This is a genomic window from Pseudomonas sp. CP-1 (genome assembly GCF_021213715.1).
In the GTDB taxonomy this organism is placed as follows: Bacteria; Pseudomonadota; Gammaproteobacteria; order Pseudomonadales; family Pseudomonadaceae; genus Pseudomonas; species Pseudomonas aeruginosa.
Window position 1 is genome coordinate 130,102 of sequence record NZ_JAJQKY010000004.1, and the last position, 14,560, is coordinate 144,661.

Here is a 14,560-nt window from a genome sequence, read left to right on the forward strand (position 1 = left end):
TGTGTCATTAGCTGATGTAATTATTGCAGGATTGTCCAACAGCGGGAGGTCATTTCTGGCCATTTCGAAGTCATTAATGGCCAGGTCGGCTCGACCAGACGGAAGATGGGGCGCAAGGAGCGAACGCGGGGCGCCAGGGCGCGCCCCGGCGTATCAACGCTCGTCGAGAGCGAACGCGGTGAGACTGAAGGTGGAGATGCCGGCGTCCTGCAGGCGAGTGGAGCCGCCGAGTTCCGGCAGGTCGATGATCGCCGCGGCCTCGAAGACCCTGGCCCCGAGGCGTCGTACCAGGCTCGCGGCCGCCAGCAGGGTCCCGCCGGTGGCGATGAGGTCGTCGAAGATCAGTACGCTGTCGCCTTCGCAGAGGCTGTCGGCATGTACTTCGAGGAAGGCCTCGCCGTATTCGGTCTGGTAGCCCTCGGCGAGTACGTCGGCGGGCAGCTTGCCCTGCTTGCGGAACAGGACCAGCGGCTTGTTCAGCGCATAGGCCACCGCCGAGCCGATGAGGAAGCCACGGGCATCCATGGCGCCGATGTGGCTGAAATCGGCCTCGATGTAGCGCTGGACGAAGCTGTCCACGGTCATGCGTAGCGCGCGCGGCGACTGGAACAGCGGGGTGATGTCGCGGAACACCACGCCGGGCTTGGGAAAGTCCGGCACGGCGCGGATCTGCGACTTGAGGGTGAACTCGTCGAAAATCATGGAAGATCCTGGGCTGGGCGTTTTTCGGGGCCCATCATACAACGGGCCCGCGCTGAGGCGGGCCCGTTGGCGGTTCGCAGGCGCTTCAGCCTTCCAGCTGGCCGCCGGCGAGGGCGCACAGCTCGATGGAGTCGAGGATGTGCACTTCCTTGCCTTCCGCGCTGATCAGGCCGTTCTGCTGGAAGCGGGTGAAGACCCGCGACACGGTTTCCACGGCCAGGCCGAGATAGTTGCCGATCTCGTTGCGCGACATGGCCAGGCGGAACTGCTGGGCGGAGAAGCCACGGGCACGGAAGCGCGCCGACAGGTTGACCAGGAAGGTGGCGATGCGCTCGTCGGCAGTCTTCTTCGACAGCAGCAGCATCATCTGCTGGTCATCGCGGATTTCCCGGCTCATCAGACGCATCAGTTGACGGCGCAGTTGCGGCAGCTGCTCGGACAGTTCGTCCAGGCGCTCGAAGGGAATCTCGCAGACCGAGGTGGTTTCCAGAGCCTGGGCGGATACCGGATAGGTCTCGGTATCCATCCCGGACAGGCCGACCAGCTCGCTGGGCAGGTGGAAGCCGGTGATCTGCTCTTCGCCGGCATCGGTGATGCTGAAGGTTTTCAGGGCGCCGGAGCGCACGGCAAAGACCGAGCCGAAAGGATCGCCCTGGCGGAACAGGAATTCGCCTTTCTTCAGGGGACGACCGCGCTTGACGATCTCGTCCAGCGAATCCATGTCTTCCACGGTCAGCGACAGGGGGAGGCACAGCGGGGCCAGACTGCAATCCTTGCAGTGTGCTTGGGGCAGTGCGCGCACCTTGATGGTTTCGGCCATTGAGGGGTCCTTGCTAGGTTAAAGGCACAACAGGAGTAAGGGTAACGCAGCCGCGATGCGGGTGCCAGCCATAGGTCTGGCAACGACCATTTCTGACAGGCCGATGGCGTTTCCAATCAGTGACTTGCGTCAAACAGCTGCGACTACCTGTCGCACCCTGTCAAGGGGCGACGAAAAGGGGGCTCAAGTTCGCGACGCGTGGGCCGATCCAATGGAAGAATTCCATTTTTCCCGGAGTGACTGGAATGTTGACCCTCAGTGGCTGGATCACCACCCAGGTGCCGCCCTCATCGCGCGCCGCCGCGGACGCCAAGGCCGCGCGGACCGGCACCGCCGAGCAGGCGGAAGACCCGGCCGCCGGTACCGACGCCGCCGATCAGCATGTACGGCTTTCCCAGGCAGGGCGCGAGCTGGCCGCCACCATGGGGGTGCCGGTGGAGGAGGAGGACGAGGATATCCCGCAGGAGTTGCGGCCGATGGTGAAGATGATCCGCGAGTTGAAGAAGAAGATCGAGGAGAAGCTCAGGGAGCTGCAGGAGGCCATGAGGTCGTCCGATCCGGGGGCGAAGGAGGCTCGCGTGCCTGAGTTGCAGAAGGAGTTGCAACAACTCAACTCCGCCCTGCAGACGGCAACGGCAGCGATGGCATCGGCCATCAAGGAGATGGGTATCAGCGACCCGGCGCTGATCATGAAGGTCATGGGCAGCCGGTAGAAGGGGCGGGGATTCACCGCCCTGTCGTGCGGGCAGGGCGGTGCGCTTTCAGATCACCCGGGAGAAGCGCTGCCGGTTGAGGCTGGGCAGGTAGCGGTCGAACAGCATGCAGATCGAACGCACCAGCAGACGCCCGGAGGAGGTGATGTCGATGCCCTTGGCGTCCAGGCGGATCAGGCCGTCGGCGGCGAAGCGTTCGAGGTCGGGCCACAGCTCGGCGAAGTAGCTGCGGAAGTCGATGCCGAACTCCGTCTCGATATCCTCGAAGGCCAGTTCGAAGTGACAGATCAGTTGCTGGATCACCGCGCGCCGCACCCGGTCGTCGCTGTTGCAGTGCAGGCCGCGGCGGATCGCCAACTGGCCGTTGTCGAGGCTGGTCTGGTAGTCGTTGATGTCGCTGCTGTTCTGACTGTAGAGGTCGCCGATCTGGCTGATCGCCGAGACCCCGAGACCTACCAGGTCGCAATGCCCGTGGGTGGTGTAGCCTTGGAAGTTGCGTTGCAGGGTGCCGTCTTCCTGGGCGCTGGCCAGCTCGTCGTCGGGCAGGGCGAAGTGATCCATGCCGATATAGCGGTAGCCCGCCGCGGCGAGTTGCTCGGTGGTGCGCTGGAGCATTTCCAGCTTCTGGCCCGGGCTCGGCAGGTCGTCGGCGTTGATCCGCCGCTGCGGCATGAAACGCTCGGGCAGGTGGGCATAGTTGAACACCGAGAGGCGATCCGGCTGTAGCGCGATCACTTCGTCGACCGTGCGGGCGAAGCTGTCCGGCGTCTGTTTCGGCAGTCCGTAGATCAGGTCGAGGTTGATCGAGCGGTACTGCAGGGTGCGCGCGGCCTCGACGATGGTACGGGTCTCCTCCGGGGTCTGCATGCGGTTGACCGCCTTCTGCACCTCCATGTCGAAGTCCTGTACGCCGAGGCTGACGCGGTTGAAACCGAGTTCGCGGAGCAGGCCCATGGTCGACCAGTCGGCCTCGCGCGGGTCGATCTCGATGCCGTAGTCGCCCGAATCGTCGTCCAGCAGGTTGAGGTGGGTGCGCAATTGCGACATGAGTTCGCGCAACTGGCCGGGACTGAGGAAGGTCGGGGTTCCGCCACCGAAGTGCAGTTGCTCGACCACCTGCTCGCGGGAGAGGTGGCGGCTGACGATCTCGATCTCGCGGACCAGGCGCGCGAGGTACGGCGCGCTGCGCCCGCGATCCTTGGTGATCACCTTGTTGCAGGCGCAGTAGTAGCAGATGTTGGCGCAGAACGGGATGTGCACGTAGAGCGACAGGGGGTGTCCGGCCTTCCGGCTGTCGCGCAGGGCGTGCAACTGGTCGAACGGGCCGATGCCTTCGTGGAACTGCACGGCGGTCGGATAGGAGGTGTAACGCGGGCCGGAAAGGTCGTAGCGCCGAATCAGGTCAGCGTCCCAGCGAATGGTGTCGAGCATGCCAGAGATCCCCAGTTGGCGAGCTTTAGTCGGGAAGTCTAGGGACTGCGCCGGGAAGGCCTGTTGATTTGTATCAAGCGGGTGAATGTATACAGGATGTGTCGCCCGATGTTGGGACGGGCGTCCGTCAATGCCCCATCAGCCAGGCCTGGTGCGGTCCTGGGAGGGTCCAGAGGCCGAAGAGGATGACCATCAGGCCGCCCACGATGCGTACGCCGCGACGGCGCAGCAGGGCGGTCACCCGTTCGGCGGCCATGCCGGTGGCCAGCAGAACCGGCCAGGTGCCGAGGCCGAACGCCAGCATCAGCAGCGCGCTGTCCAGTGCCGATCCCTGGCTGGTGGCCCAGAGCAGGGTGCTGTAGACCAGCCCGCAGGGCAGCCAGCCCCAGATCGCTCCGAGCAGCAGGGCTCGTGGCAGGCTGGAGACCGGCAGCAGGCGCCGGGCGAAGGGTTCCAGGTGGCGCCAGAGACCGCGACCGAGCGCCTCGACGCGGGTCAGGCCGCTCCACCAGCCGGCCAGGTAGAGTCCCATGGCGATCAGCAGCAGCCCGGCGACCACCCGCAGCGCGCCGGCCAACGGGGTGCGCGCCACCGCCCAGCCGGCCAGGCCGAGCAGCAGGCCGGCGCAGGCGTAGCTGAGGATGCGGCCGAGGTTGTAGGCCAGCAGCAGGCGCAGGCGACGGCCGCGCTGTTCGGCGGGAATGGCCAGGGTCAGGGCGCCCATCAGGCCGCCGCACATGCCCAGGCAGTGGCCTCCCCCGAGCAGGCCGAGGATCAGCGCGGAAACCAGCAACGGCGCCAGTTCAGCCACGCGGTCGGTCCTCGGGTTTCGACGGCTTCTCCGCTTCGTCGACGCCGGCCTGGTGCTTCGGGTCTTCGTCGTCGAAGAGAATGCTGTGGGCGGGGCCGTCGAGATCGTCGTACTGGCCGCTGTCCACCGCCCAGAAGAACACGTAGATGGCGATGGCGACGATGACGATCGCGACGGGGATCAGGATGTAGAGCGCGGCCATACGGACCTCGGCGAAGGGATTCGGGTCAGCCGCAGGGCGTTGACCACCACCAGCAGCGAACTGACCGACATGCCGATCGCCGCCCAGCCCGGGGTGATCCAGCCGAGCGCGGCGAAGGGCAGGACCAGGCCATTGTACAGGCTGGCCCAGGCCAGGTTCTCGATGATGATATGGCGGGTGCGGCGCGCCAGCCGGAAGGCCTGCACCAGGCTGTCCAGGCGGTTGGACAGGAGCACCGCGTCGGCGCTGGTCTTGGCCAGGTCGGTGGCGCTGCCCATGGCGACGCTGATGTCGGCACCGGCGAGCACCGGTACGTCGTTGACTCCGTCGCCGAGCATCAGCACCCGGCGGCCCTCGCCGTGCAGGCGTTCGAGCATGGCCAGCTTGTCGTCCGGGGTCAGGCCGCCGCGGGCTTCGTCGATGCCCAGTTCGGCAGCGACGCTGGCGACCATCGGCGAGGCGTCGCCGGATAGCAGGAGGGTGCGCCAGCCGCGCGCCTTGCAGGCGGCGAGCAGGGCGGGGGCGTCGCTGCGCAGGCGGTCGTCGAGACCGAACCAGGCCAGCGGTCCCTGCTCGTCGCCGAGCAGCAGCCACTGTCCGGAGTCGCCGGGCATCGCGGGCGTGGCGCTGCCGCCCAGGTCGCTGACGAAGGCGGCCTGGCCGATGCGCAGGCGGCGGCCTTCCACCAGGCCTTCGAGGCCCAGCCCCGGATGGCTTGCGACGCTGTCGGCGGCCTCCGGCGCACGGCCGAAGGCGCGGGCGATGGGGTGTTCGGAACGGTTCTCGAGGGCGGCGGCGAGGGCCAGGCAGCGATCCGCGTCGAGATCGCGCAGGGGTAGCACCTGCTTGAGCGTCAGGCGGCCTTCGGTGAGGGTGCCGGTCTTGTCGAAGATTACCGTGTCGATGTGGTTCAGCCCTTCCAGCACGTGCCCGCGCGTGATCAGCAGGCCGAGCTTGTGCAGGCTGCCGGTGGCCGCGGTGAGCGCGGTGGGCGTGGCCAGCGACAGGGCGCAGGGGCAGGTGGCGACCAGCAGCGACAGCACCACCCAGAAGGCGCGCTGGTGGTCGACCTGCCACCACAGCGCGCCGACCGCTGCGGCGACCAGCAGGACGATGAGCAGGAACCACTGCGCGACCTTGTCGGCCAGTTCCGCCAGGCGCGGCTTGTCCGCCTGGGCGCGTTCCAGCAGGCGGACGATGGCCGACAGGCGGCTGTCGTCGCCAAGGGCGCCGACCTCGACGGTCAGCGGCCCCTCGACGTTCAGGGTGCCGCCGGTGACGGCGTCGCCGGCCTGGCGTGGATGGGGCAGGTACTCGCCGGTGAGCAGCGACTCGTCGACGCTGGACTGGCCGTCGAGGATCACTCCGTCGGCCGGCAGCACGGCGCCTGGCGGTACCAGCACGCGGTCGCCGACGCGCAGTTCGCTGAGCAGGATGCGCTCGCCCTGGTTGGCGGCGTCCAGGCGCAGGCAGGACGCCGGCAGCAGGTTGACCAGTTGCGCGGTGGAGGCGGCGGTGCGCTCCCGCGCGCGGCGTTCGAGGTAGCGGCCGGCGAGGAGGAACAGGGCGAACATGCCGACCGCGTCGAAATACAGCTCGCCCTGGCCGGTGATCGTCGACCAGATGCCGGCGACGTAGGCGCCGCCGATCGCCAGCGACACCGAGACGTCCATGGTCAGGTGGCGGGTGCGCAGGTCACGCAGGGCGCCACGGAAGAACTGGCCGCAGCAGTAGAAGACGATCGGCGTGGTGAGGATCAGGCTGACCCAGCGCAGGATGCGGTCCATGCCGGCGGAAAGGTCGAGGTTGAATTCCGGCCAGGTCGCCATCACCGCCATCATCACCTGGATCCACAGCAGCCCGGCGACACCGAGCTGGCGCAGGGCGCGGCGGTTCTCCATGGCCAGGCGCTCGGTGGCGCGGTCGGGTTGGTAGGGATGGCCGGCATAGCCGATCTGGCGCAGTTCGCCGAGCAACTGGCTGAGCGGCAACTGGCTGTCCTGCCAGCGCACGTGCAGGCGATGGTTGGACAGGTTGAGCCGCGCCTCGGCCACGCCAGGCAACTGGCGCAGGTGCTTCTCGATCAGCCAGCCGCAGGCGGCGCAACTGATGCCTTCGATCATCAGGCTGGTTTCCGCCAGCTCGCCCTCATGGCGGACGAAGCCGCCCTGTACGTCCGGGCGGTCGTAGAGCTGCAACTCTTCGCTGAGCGCCTTGGGCAAGGCTTCGGGGTTGGCGGCGTTTTCGCTGCGGTGCCGGTAGTAGCTTTCCAGGCCGCCGGCGACGATGGCCTCGGCCACCGCCTGGCAGCCCGGACAGCACATGGCCCGCGTCTCGCCGAGCACGCGGGCCTCGAAGCGGCTGCCGGCGGGGACCGGCAAGCCGCAGTGGTAGCAGGGCAGGGGGGCGCTCATGGGCGCTTCGCTTCTGCTCCCTGGAGCGGTTCGTCACCCAGCTCCATGACCACGGTCGGCGATACCACCTCTTCCTCGAACAGGCGCCACTGGCCGCTGCCTTCCTGGCCGAGCAGTTCGACGAAGCGACGGCCCTCGACGGCGTCGGTCAGTTGCCCGACGTAGCGCTCGCGGTCGGAGTTACTGCGCAGCAGCTCCACGCGGCGGTCCTTCTCCGGCTGGGTCGGCGAGATCAGGTTGAGGGTGAGTTGCTCCGGACGGCTGTTGCCGGTCAGGCGCACTTCGACTTCGCCGGTCAGGTCGTCGACCTTGACCTTGGCGTGCACTTGCAGGCGTACGGCCAGGTTCTCGCGTTCCAGGGAGCGGTTGATGCCCTTGCCGGCCTCGTAGTAGTTGTCGGTGACCAGGGTGTCCTGGTTGCGCACTGCGATGGTGACCAGGCTCAGCCCGAGCACCACCGAGGTCGCCAGGAGGGCCACGATGAACCAGGCCCAGAAGTGTTTGTACCAGGGTTGAGGGTGGGTCTCGGACTGCATGCTCAAGTTACTCAACGGGTGCGTGGGCCAATGAAGCGACTCTTCGCTTCTTTATGGATGCTCGGGTCGTCGGCCGACTCGATGGTGAAGACGATCTCGTTGGTGGTCGAAGGCAGCTTCTCCGGCTCGATGGACAGTTCCATCGGCAGGTTGAGGATGTCGCCCGCCGCCACCTTCAGCTCGCGCCGGCCTTCCAGGGTCAGGCCTTCGAGGCCCTTGGCGCCGAGGATGTAGGTGTGGTCCTGCTGATCCTTGTTCATGATCTTCAGGCTGTACACGTTCTCGATGCGGCCGAGTTCGTTCTCGCGGTAGAGCACGCGGTCCTTGCTGACGTCGAAGCCGACCAGCGGACGCAGGACCACCGCGGTGATCAGGGCGGAAATCATCAGTACCAGGGCGATGGCGTAGCCGATCAGGCGCGGCCGGGCCAGGTGGGTCTTCTGGCCGTTGAGGTTGTGCTCGGTGGTGTAGCTGATCAGCCCTTTCGGGTAGTTCATCTTCTCCATGATGCTGTCGCAGGCGTCGATGCACGCGGCGCAGCCGATGCACTCGATCTGCAGGCCGTCGCGGATGTCGATGCCGGTCGGGCAGACCTGCACGCACATCGTGCAGTCGATGCAGTCGCCCAGGCCCTGGGCCTTGTAGTCGAGGGACTTCTTGCGCGGGCCGCGCTTCTCGCCGCGACGCGGATCGTAGGAGACGATCAGGGTGTCCTTGTCGAACATCACGCTCTGGAAGCGCGCGTAGGGGCACATGTAGATGCACACCTGCTCGCGCAGCCAGCCGGCGTTGCCGTAGGTGGCCAGGGTGAAGAAGCCGACCCAGAAGTAGGCCCAGCCGTCGGCCTGGCCGGTGAGCAGCTCGGGAATCAGCTCGCGGATCGGCGAGAAGTAGCCGACGAAGGTCAGGCCGGTGACCAGGCCGATCAGCAGCCACAGGCTGTGCTTGGCGGTCTTGCGCAGCAGCTTGTTGCCGCTCATCGGGGCCTTGTCCAGCTTGATGCGCTGGTTGCGGTCGCCTTCGGTGACCTTCTCGCACCACATGTAGATCCAGGTCCACACGCTCTGCGGGCAGGTATAGCCGCACCAGACGCGACCGGCGAACACGGTGATGAAGAACAGGCCGAAGGCGCAGACGATCAGCAGCCAGGACAGCAGCATGAAGTCCTGCGGCCAGAAGGTGGCGCCGAAGATGTAGAACTTGCGCTCGGGCAGGTCCCACCAGACGGCCTGGCGGCCGCTCCAGTTGAGCCAGACGGTTCCGAAGTAGAGGAGGAAGAGCGCCGCACCGCCGACCATGCGCAGTCGGCGGAAGATACCGGTGAAGGCCCGGGTGTAGATCTTCTCGCGCTTGGCGTAGAGATCGTTGTTATTGGTGTCGCCCTTGGCAGGCGGGGTGACGTCTTGAACGGGAATCTGTTTGCTCATCAGTGCGTACCACGGCAGTGGGGGGCGCCCGGCCGGTACATGCCGACAGGGTCAGAAAATAGTTGCACGCCTACTGATTATACGCCTGATCTATCAGGCTTTTTGCGGTAACTGTGCGACTTTTGGTCGCGTATTGTCCCATTCGCGCTTTTCTTTTGCACAAAATAAAACGGCGCCGGGGTTGCCGGCGCCGTCTGGGTCGTGGGGGAGGGAGCGCTTATTCGGCGCTCTTCTCGCCGTGCGACAGGCTGTATACGTAGGCGGCCAGCAGGTGCACCTTGTCGTTGCCCAGGTGTTCCTGTTGCGCCGGCATCACACCCTGGCGACCGTAGCGGATGGTCTGCTGCAGTTGCGCGAAGCTGGAGCCGTAGATGAACGCGCCGGGGTGGGTCAGATCGGGAGCGCCCATCGCCGGGGTGCCCTTGCCTTCCGGACCGTGGCAGGCGACGCAGGTGGTAGCGAAGACCTGCTTGCCGGCCTCGATGTCTGCCTTGGCGCCTTCCGGCAGCTTGCGGCCATCCATCTGGGTGAGGACGAAAGCGGCGACGTTCTTCACGCCTTCCTCGCCGATCACTTCACCCCAGGCCGGCATGGCGGCGTGGCGGCCAGCCATGATGGTGGTCTTGATGGTTTCCGGCTCGCCGCCCCAGCGCCAGTCGGCGTCGGTCAGGTTGGGGAAGCCGTAGGCGCCCTTGGCGTCGGAGCCGTGGCAGATCGAGCAGTTGGAGGCGAACAGGCGACCGCCCATTTTCACCGCCTGCGGATCCTTGGCGACTTCCTCGATGGGCATCGCGGCGAACTTGGCGAAGATCGGGCCGTATTTCTCGTCGGCCTTGGCCATTTCCTTTTCCCACTGGTGGACGCCGGTCCAGCCTTTTTCCTTGTCGGCGAATTCGTCGGCGGACTGGTAGCCCGGCATCAGGCCTTTCCAGGTGCCCAGGCCCGGGTACAGGGCCAGGTACCCCACGGCGAACACCAGGGTGCCGACGAACAGCATGAACCACCACTTCGGCAGCGGGTTGTCGTACTCCTCGATGCCGTCGTAGGAGTGGCCCACGGTCTCGTCGGTGGTGCTGCTGCGCTGGCCCTTGCGGGTGGCGAAGATCAGCCAGGTCAGCGCCAGCAGGGTGCCGAGGGTGAGAGCTGTAATGTACAGACTCCAGAAGGTCGTCATTCTTTGTTACTCCTAGAAGCTTGCTCGACGTGCTTTTTGGCTTCGGGATCGTCTGCGAAGGGCAGCATCGTCGCTTCGTCGAAGCTCTTCTTGCGCTTGCCGCTATAGGCCCAGATCACCAGGCCGATGAAGGCGACCATGATCACCACGGTGCCCAGTCCACGCAGAGTCCCGATATCCATCACACTCACCGTTTGCTCTTGATAGAGGTTCCCAGGCCTTGAAGGAACGCCACCAGGGCGTCCATCTCGGTCTTGCCCTTCACGGCTTCACGTGCACCGGCGATGTCCTCGTCGGTGTAAGGCACGCCCAGCTTGCGCAGGACTTCCATCTTGGTGGCGGTGTCCTTGCCATCAAGCTTGTTCTCTACCAGCCACGGGTAGGCAGGCATCTTCGACTCGGGCACCACGTTGCGCGGGTTGTACAGGTGCGCGCGGTGCCAGTCGTCGGAGTAACGGCCACCGACGCGGGCCAGGTCCGGGCCGGTACGCTTGGAACCCCACAGGAACGGGTGGTCCCAGACGCTTTCACCGGCGACCGAGTAATGGCCGTAGCGTTCGGTCTCGGCACGGAACGGACGGACCATCTGCGAGTGGCAGCCGACGCAGCCTTCGCGGATGTAGATGTCGCGACCTTCCAGTTCCAGGGCGGTACGCGGCTTCATGCCTTCGACCGGGGTATTGGTCACGTCCTGGAAGAACAGCGGAACGATCTGGGTCAGGCCGCCGATGCTGACGGCGATCACCATGAAGATGGCCAGCAGGCCGACGTTCTTCTCGAGTATTTCGTGGTTCTTCATTTACGTCGGGCTCCTCAGGCGATCTGCGCGGCGGCTTCGTATTCGGCCGGCTTGGCAGCACGCACGGTGCGCCAGGTGTTGTAGGCCATCAGCAGCATGCCGGTGAGGAAGAAACCACCGCCGATCATGCGCACGATGAAGCCCGGGTGGCTTGCGACCAGTGCTTCAACGAAGGAGTAGGTCAGGGTGCCGTCCTCGTTGACCGCGCGCCACATCAGGCCCTGGGTGATGCCGTTGACCCACATCGAGGCGATGTACAGCACGGTGCCGATGGTGGCCAGCCAGAAGTGCGCGTTGATCAGGCCGATGCTGTGCATCTGCGGACGGCCGAAGACTTTCGGGATCAGGTGGTAGAGCGAGCCGATGGAGATCATCGCCACCCAGCCGAGGGCGCCGGCGTGCACGTGGCCGATGGTCCAGTCGGTGTAGTGGGAGAGGGCGTTGACGGTCTTGATCGCCATCATCGGGCCTTCGAAGGTGGACATGCCGTAGAACGCCAGGGATACCACCAGGAAGCGCAGGATCGGGTCGGTGCGCAGCTTATGCCAGGCGCCGGAGAGGGTCATCATGCCGTTGATCATGCCGCCCCAGCTCGGTGCCAGGAGGATCAGCGACATCACCATGCCCAGCGACTGCGCCCAGTCCGGCAGCGCGGTGTAGTGCAGGTGGTGCGGGCCGGCCCAGATGTACAGGGAGATCAGCGCCCAGAAGTGGACGATGGACAGGCGATAGGAATAGACCGGACGCTCGGCCTGCTTGGGCACGAAGTAGTACATCATGCCGAGGAAGCCGGTGGTCAGGAAGAAGCCCACGGCGTTGTGGCCGTACCACCACTGGACCATCGCATCGGTGGCGCCGGAGTAGGCGGAGTAGGACTTGAACCAGCTCACCGGCAGCGACATGTGGTTGACGATGTGCAGCATCGCCGTCACCAGGATGAAGGCACCGTAGAACCAGTTGCCCACATAGATGTGCTTGACCTTGCGCTTGACGATGGTGCCGAAGAACACGATCGCGTAGGTGATCCAGACGATCGCCAGGAGGATGGCCAGCGGCCATTCCAGTTCGGCGTATTCCTTGGAGGTGGTGAAACCCTGCGGCAGGGTCAGCACGGCGCCCACGATCACGGCCTGCCAACCCCAGAAGGTGAAGGCCGCCAGCGTGTCTGAAATCAGTCGGGCTTGCGAGGTACGTTGCACCACGTAGTACGAGGTGGCGAAGAGGGCGCACCCACCGAAGGCGAAGATCACCGCGTTGGTGTGCAGGGGGCGAAGGCGGCCGAAGCTCGTCCATGGCAGGTCGAAGTTCAATTCGGGCCATACCAGTTGGGCGGCGATCAGGACACCGAGACCCATTCCAATGACCCCCCAGACCACCGTCATAACGGCGAACTGGCGGACCACCTTATAGTTATAAGCAGTCTGACTGATTGCTGTGCTCATGCTAGGGGTTCCACGGTTAATGGACTTTTTTAGGGACAAAAAATCGGCGGCAAGTATGGAGAAAGCGGGTGGGCATTGCAACGCGCCAGGCCAGGGGCGACGCCAGTTTGATGCCTGCTTCAGAGCGCTTTCCAAGGCGGCCGTATGGCTTTCTGGCGCTATCCGGACGAGTGGGTTCGGCCGGTGAAGTTAGGTGTCCCGTCGCTCTGCCGGAGAGGGACGAATGCAGAGCAGCTTAGACGCGATTGAAAAGGAAGGGTAGGAAAGGCGTCCGCTGGTGCGACACTTCGTCGCGCCGCCTGGGACTAAGGTCTGAGACCGGGGGAAGGACCCGCGCCCGGGAGGGCGCGGGTGGGGGGAGGGGTCAGTTGCTGCCCTGGTTGTGCGACAGGTTGTAGATGTAGGCGGCCAGGATGTGCACCTTTTCTTTGCCCAGGTAGGGCTCCTGGGCCGGCATCTGGCCCTGGCGGCCATGGCGGATGGTTTGTTGGAGCTGGGCGTAGCTGGAGCCGTAGATGAACGCGCCGGGGTTGGTCAGGTTCGGCGCGCCGACCAGGGCGGTACCCTTGCCTTCCGGGCCGTGGCAGGCGACGCAGTTGACCGAGAAGATCTGCTTGCCGGCCTCGACGTCGGCCTTGGTGCCTTCCGGCAGCTTCAGCCCGGCGAGTTCGGTGCGGACGTAGGCGGCGACGTTCTTCACCCCGTCTTCGCCGAGGATGTCGCCCCAGGCCGCCATGATCGCGTGGCGACCGCCGAGGATGGTGGTCTCGATGCTCTGCGGGTCACCGCCCCAGCGCCACTCGTTGTCGGCCAGGTTGGGGAAGCCGAGGGCGCCCTTGGCGTCGGAACCGTGGCAGATCGAGCAGTAGGTGGCGAACATGCGGCTGCCCATCTTCATGGCGTGCTCGTCCTTGGCCACTTCCTCGATGGGCATGGCGGCGTACTTGGCGAAGATCGGCCCGTACTTCTCCTGGGCGATGTTCATCTCGCGTTCCCACTGCTTGTCCTGGGTCCAGCCGCCCTCGTAGCCCGGCAGCACGCCTTTCCAGTTACCCAGGCCCGGGTACAGGACCAGGTAGCCGACGGAGAAGACGATGGTGCCGATGTACAGCATGAACCACCACTTCGGCAGCGGGTTGTCATACTCCTCGATGCCGTCGTAGGAGTGGCCCATGGTCTTTTCGGTAGTACCCTTGGCCTCGCCCTTGCGGGTGGCGAAGACCAGCCAGAGCAGGGCGATCAAGGTACCGACGGTAAGAGCTGTGATGTACAGACTCCAGAAGGTGGTCATTCTTTGTTACTCCTAGAAGCTTGCTCGACGTGCTTTTTGGCTTCGGGATCGTCTGCGAAGGGCAGCATCGTCGCTTCGTCGAAGCTCTTCTTGCGTTTGCCGCTGTAGGCCCAGATCACCAGACCGATGAAGGCGACCATGATCAGCAGCGTGCCGAGTCCTCGCAGCGTCCCGATATCCATTGCCGTCACCGTTTGTTCTTGATCGAGGTGCCGAGCACCTGCAGGTAGGCGACCACGGCGTCCATTTCGGTCTTGCCTTTCAGCGAGTCCTTGGCGCCCTTGATGTCTTCGTCGGTATAGGGCACGCCGAGGGTGCGCATCACTTCGAGCTTCTTCTCGATGTCCTTGCCGTCGAGCTTGTTCTCCACCAGCCACGGGTAGGCCGGCATCTTCGACTCGGGCACCACGTTGCGCGGGTTGAACAGGTGCGCGCGGTGCCAGTCGTCGGAGTAGCGGCTACCGACGCGGGCCAGGTCCGGACCGGTACGCTTGGAACCCCACAGGAAGGGGTGGTCCCAGACGCTCTCGCCGGCCACCGAGTAGTGGCCGTAGCGTTCGGTTTCGGCGCGGAACGGACGGATCATCTGCGAGTGGCAGCCGACGCAGCCTTCGCGGATATAGATGTCGCGGCCTTCCAGTTGCAGCGCGGTGTAGGGCTTCATGCCTTCGACCGGGGTGTTGGTCACGTCCTGGAAGAACAGCGGCACGATCTGGGTCAGGCCGCCGATGCTCACGGCCACGGCCATGCATAGCGCCAGCAGGCCGACGTTCTTCTCGAGTATTTCGTGTTTCATGC

Annotated in this window: 16 protein-coding genes; 1 reads left to right on the plus strand and 15 read right to left on the minus strand. The window is 65.2% G+C overall.

The features are described 5' to 3' along the window. Window positions 1-153: 153 nt before the first annotated feature. Both LT948_RS09995 and anr read right to left on the minus strand, forming a co-directional pair. Window positions 154-702: an adenine phosphoribosyltransferase gene (locus tag LT948_RS09995; protein WP_003087259.1), complete on the minus strand. Its 549-nt coding sequence runs from the start codon at window positions 700-702 to the stop codon at window positions 154-156. Window positions 703-787: 85 nt separating this feature from the next. Next, the gene (gene anr / locus LT948_RS10000; protein ID WP_003087262.1) at window positions 788-1,522 is read right to left on the minus strand and encodes a transcriptional regulator Anr; all 735 of its coding nucleotides are present in this window, start codon (window positions 1,520-1,522) and stop codon (window positions 788-790) included. A 245-nt stretch (window positions 1,523-1,767) separates the two neighbouring features. Here anr and LT948_RS10005 point away from each other — a divergent pair, with 245 nt between their 5' ends. After that, window positions 1,768-2,235: a hypothetical protein gene (locus LT948_RS10005; RefSeq protein WP_003087264.1), complete on the plus strand. Its 468-nt coding sequence runs from the start codon at window positions 1,768-1,770 to the stop codon at window positions 2,233-2,235. 48 nt (window positions 2,236-2,283) lie between these two features. On the opposite strand, the gene hemN is transcribed toward LT948_RS10005, so the two are convergent. The 13 genes from hemN to ccoO (LT948_RS10070) form a co-directional block, all read right to left on the minus strand. Next, window positions 2,284-3,666, minus strand: coding sequence for an oxygen-independent coproporphyrinogen III oxidase (hemN, locus tag LT948_RS10010; protein ID WP_003087267.1), 1,383 nt, complete (start codon window positions 3,664-3,666; stop codon window positions 2,284-2,286). 127 nt (window positions 3,667-3,793) lie between these two features. Next, on the minus strand, window positions 3,794-4,477 hold the full coding sequence (locus LT948_RS10015) for a sulfite exporter TauE/SafE family protein (protein WP_003087270.1): 684 nt from the start codon (window positions 4,475-4,477) through the stop codon (window positions 3,794-3,796). Then, window positions 4,470-4,679 carry a cbb3-type cytochrome oxidase assembly protein CcoS gene (gene ccoS / locus LT948_RS10020; protein WP_003087273.1) on the minus strand — a complete coding sequence of 70 codons (210 nt, stop codon included), beginning with the start codon at window positions 4,677-4,679 and terminating at the stop codon, window positions 4,470-4,472. The genes LT948_RS10015 and ccoS overlap by 8 nt, the downstream gene beginning before the upstream one ends. Beyond that, entirely contained in the window at window positions 4,658-7,093 is a 2,436-nt protein-coding gene (locus tag LT948_RS10025; RefSeq protein WP_023126249.1) for a heavy metal translocating P-type ATPase, read from the minus strand. The genes ccoS and LT948_RS10025 overlap by 22 nt, the downstream gene beginning before the upstream one ends. Then, entirely contained in the window at window positions 7,090-7,629 is a 540-nt protein-coding gene (locus LT948_RS10030; protein WP_003103941.1) for a FixH family protein, read from the minus strand. The genes LT948_RS10025 and LT948_RS10030 overlap by 4 nt, the downstream gene beginning before the upstream one ends. Window positions 7,630-7,640: 11 nt before the next feature. After that, window positions 7,641-9,056, minus strand: coding sequence for a cytochrome c oxidase accessory protein CcoG (gene ccoG / locus LT948_RS10035; protein ID WP_003087288.1), 1,416 nt, complete (start codon window positions 9,054-9,056; stop codon window positions 7,641-7,643). A 217-nt stretch (window positions 9,057-9,273) separates the two neighbouring features. After that, window positions 9,274-10,230, minus strand: a complete 957-nt coding sequence (gene ccoP / locus LT948_RS10040; protein ID WP_003087292.1) for a cytochrome-c oxidase, cbb3-type subunit III — start codon at window positions 10,228-10,230, stop codon at window positions 9,274-9,276. Further along, window positions 10,227-10,412 (minus strand): CcoQ/FixQ family Cbb3-type cytochrome c oxidase assembly chaperone, encoded by a 186-nt coding sequence (locus LT948_RS10045; protein ID WP_003087298.1) that lies wholly within the window; start codon window positions 10,410-10,412, stop codon window positions 10,227-10,229. The genes ccoP (LT948_RS10040) and LT948_RS10045 overlap by 4 nt, the downstream gene beginning before the upstream one ends. 5 nt (window positions 10,413-10,417) lie before the next feature. After that, window positions 10,418-11,029 carry a cytochrome-c oxidase, cbb3-type subunit II gene (ccoO, locus tag LT948_RS10050; protein WP_003087303.1) on the minus strand — a complete coding sequence of 204 codons (612 nt, stop codon included), beginning with the start codon at window positions 11,027-11,029 and terminating at the stop codon, window positions 10,418-10,420. Window positions 11,030-11,043: 14 nt separating this feature from the next. After that, window positions 11,044-12,471, minus strand: coding sequence for a cytochrome-c oxidase, cbb3-type subunit I (gene ccoN, locus LT948_RS10055; protein WP_003087306.1), 1,428 nt, complete (start codon window positions 12,469-12,471; stop codon window positions 11,044-11,046). Window positions 12,472-12,835: 364 nt separating this feature from the next. Continuing rightward, window positions 12,836-13,762: a cytochrome-c oxidase, cbb3-type subunit III gene (gene ccoP, locus LT948_RS10060; protein WP_003087308.1), complete on the minus strand. Its 927-nt coding sequence runs from the start codon at window positions 13,760-13,762 to the stop codon at window positions 12,836-12,838. Beyond that, window positions 13,759-13,944, minus strand: coding sequence for a CcoQ/FixQ family Cbb3-type cytochrome c oxidase assembly chaperone (locus tag LT948_RS10065; protein WP_003087314.1), 186 nt, complete (start codon window positions 13,942-13,944; stop codon window positions 13,759-13,761). Before LT948_RS10065 ends, ccoP (LT948_RS10060) begins: the two co-directional genes overlap by 4 nt. A gap of 5 nt (window positions 13,945-13,949) precedes the next feature. Further along, window positions 13,950-14,558, minus strand: a complete 609-nt coding sequence (gene ccoO, locus LT948_RS10070; protein ID WP_003087318.1) for a cytochrome-c oxidase, cbb3-type subunit II — start codon at window positions 14,556-14,558, stop codon at window positions 13,950-13,952. Window positions 14,559-14,560 lie beyond the last annotated feature (2 nt).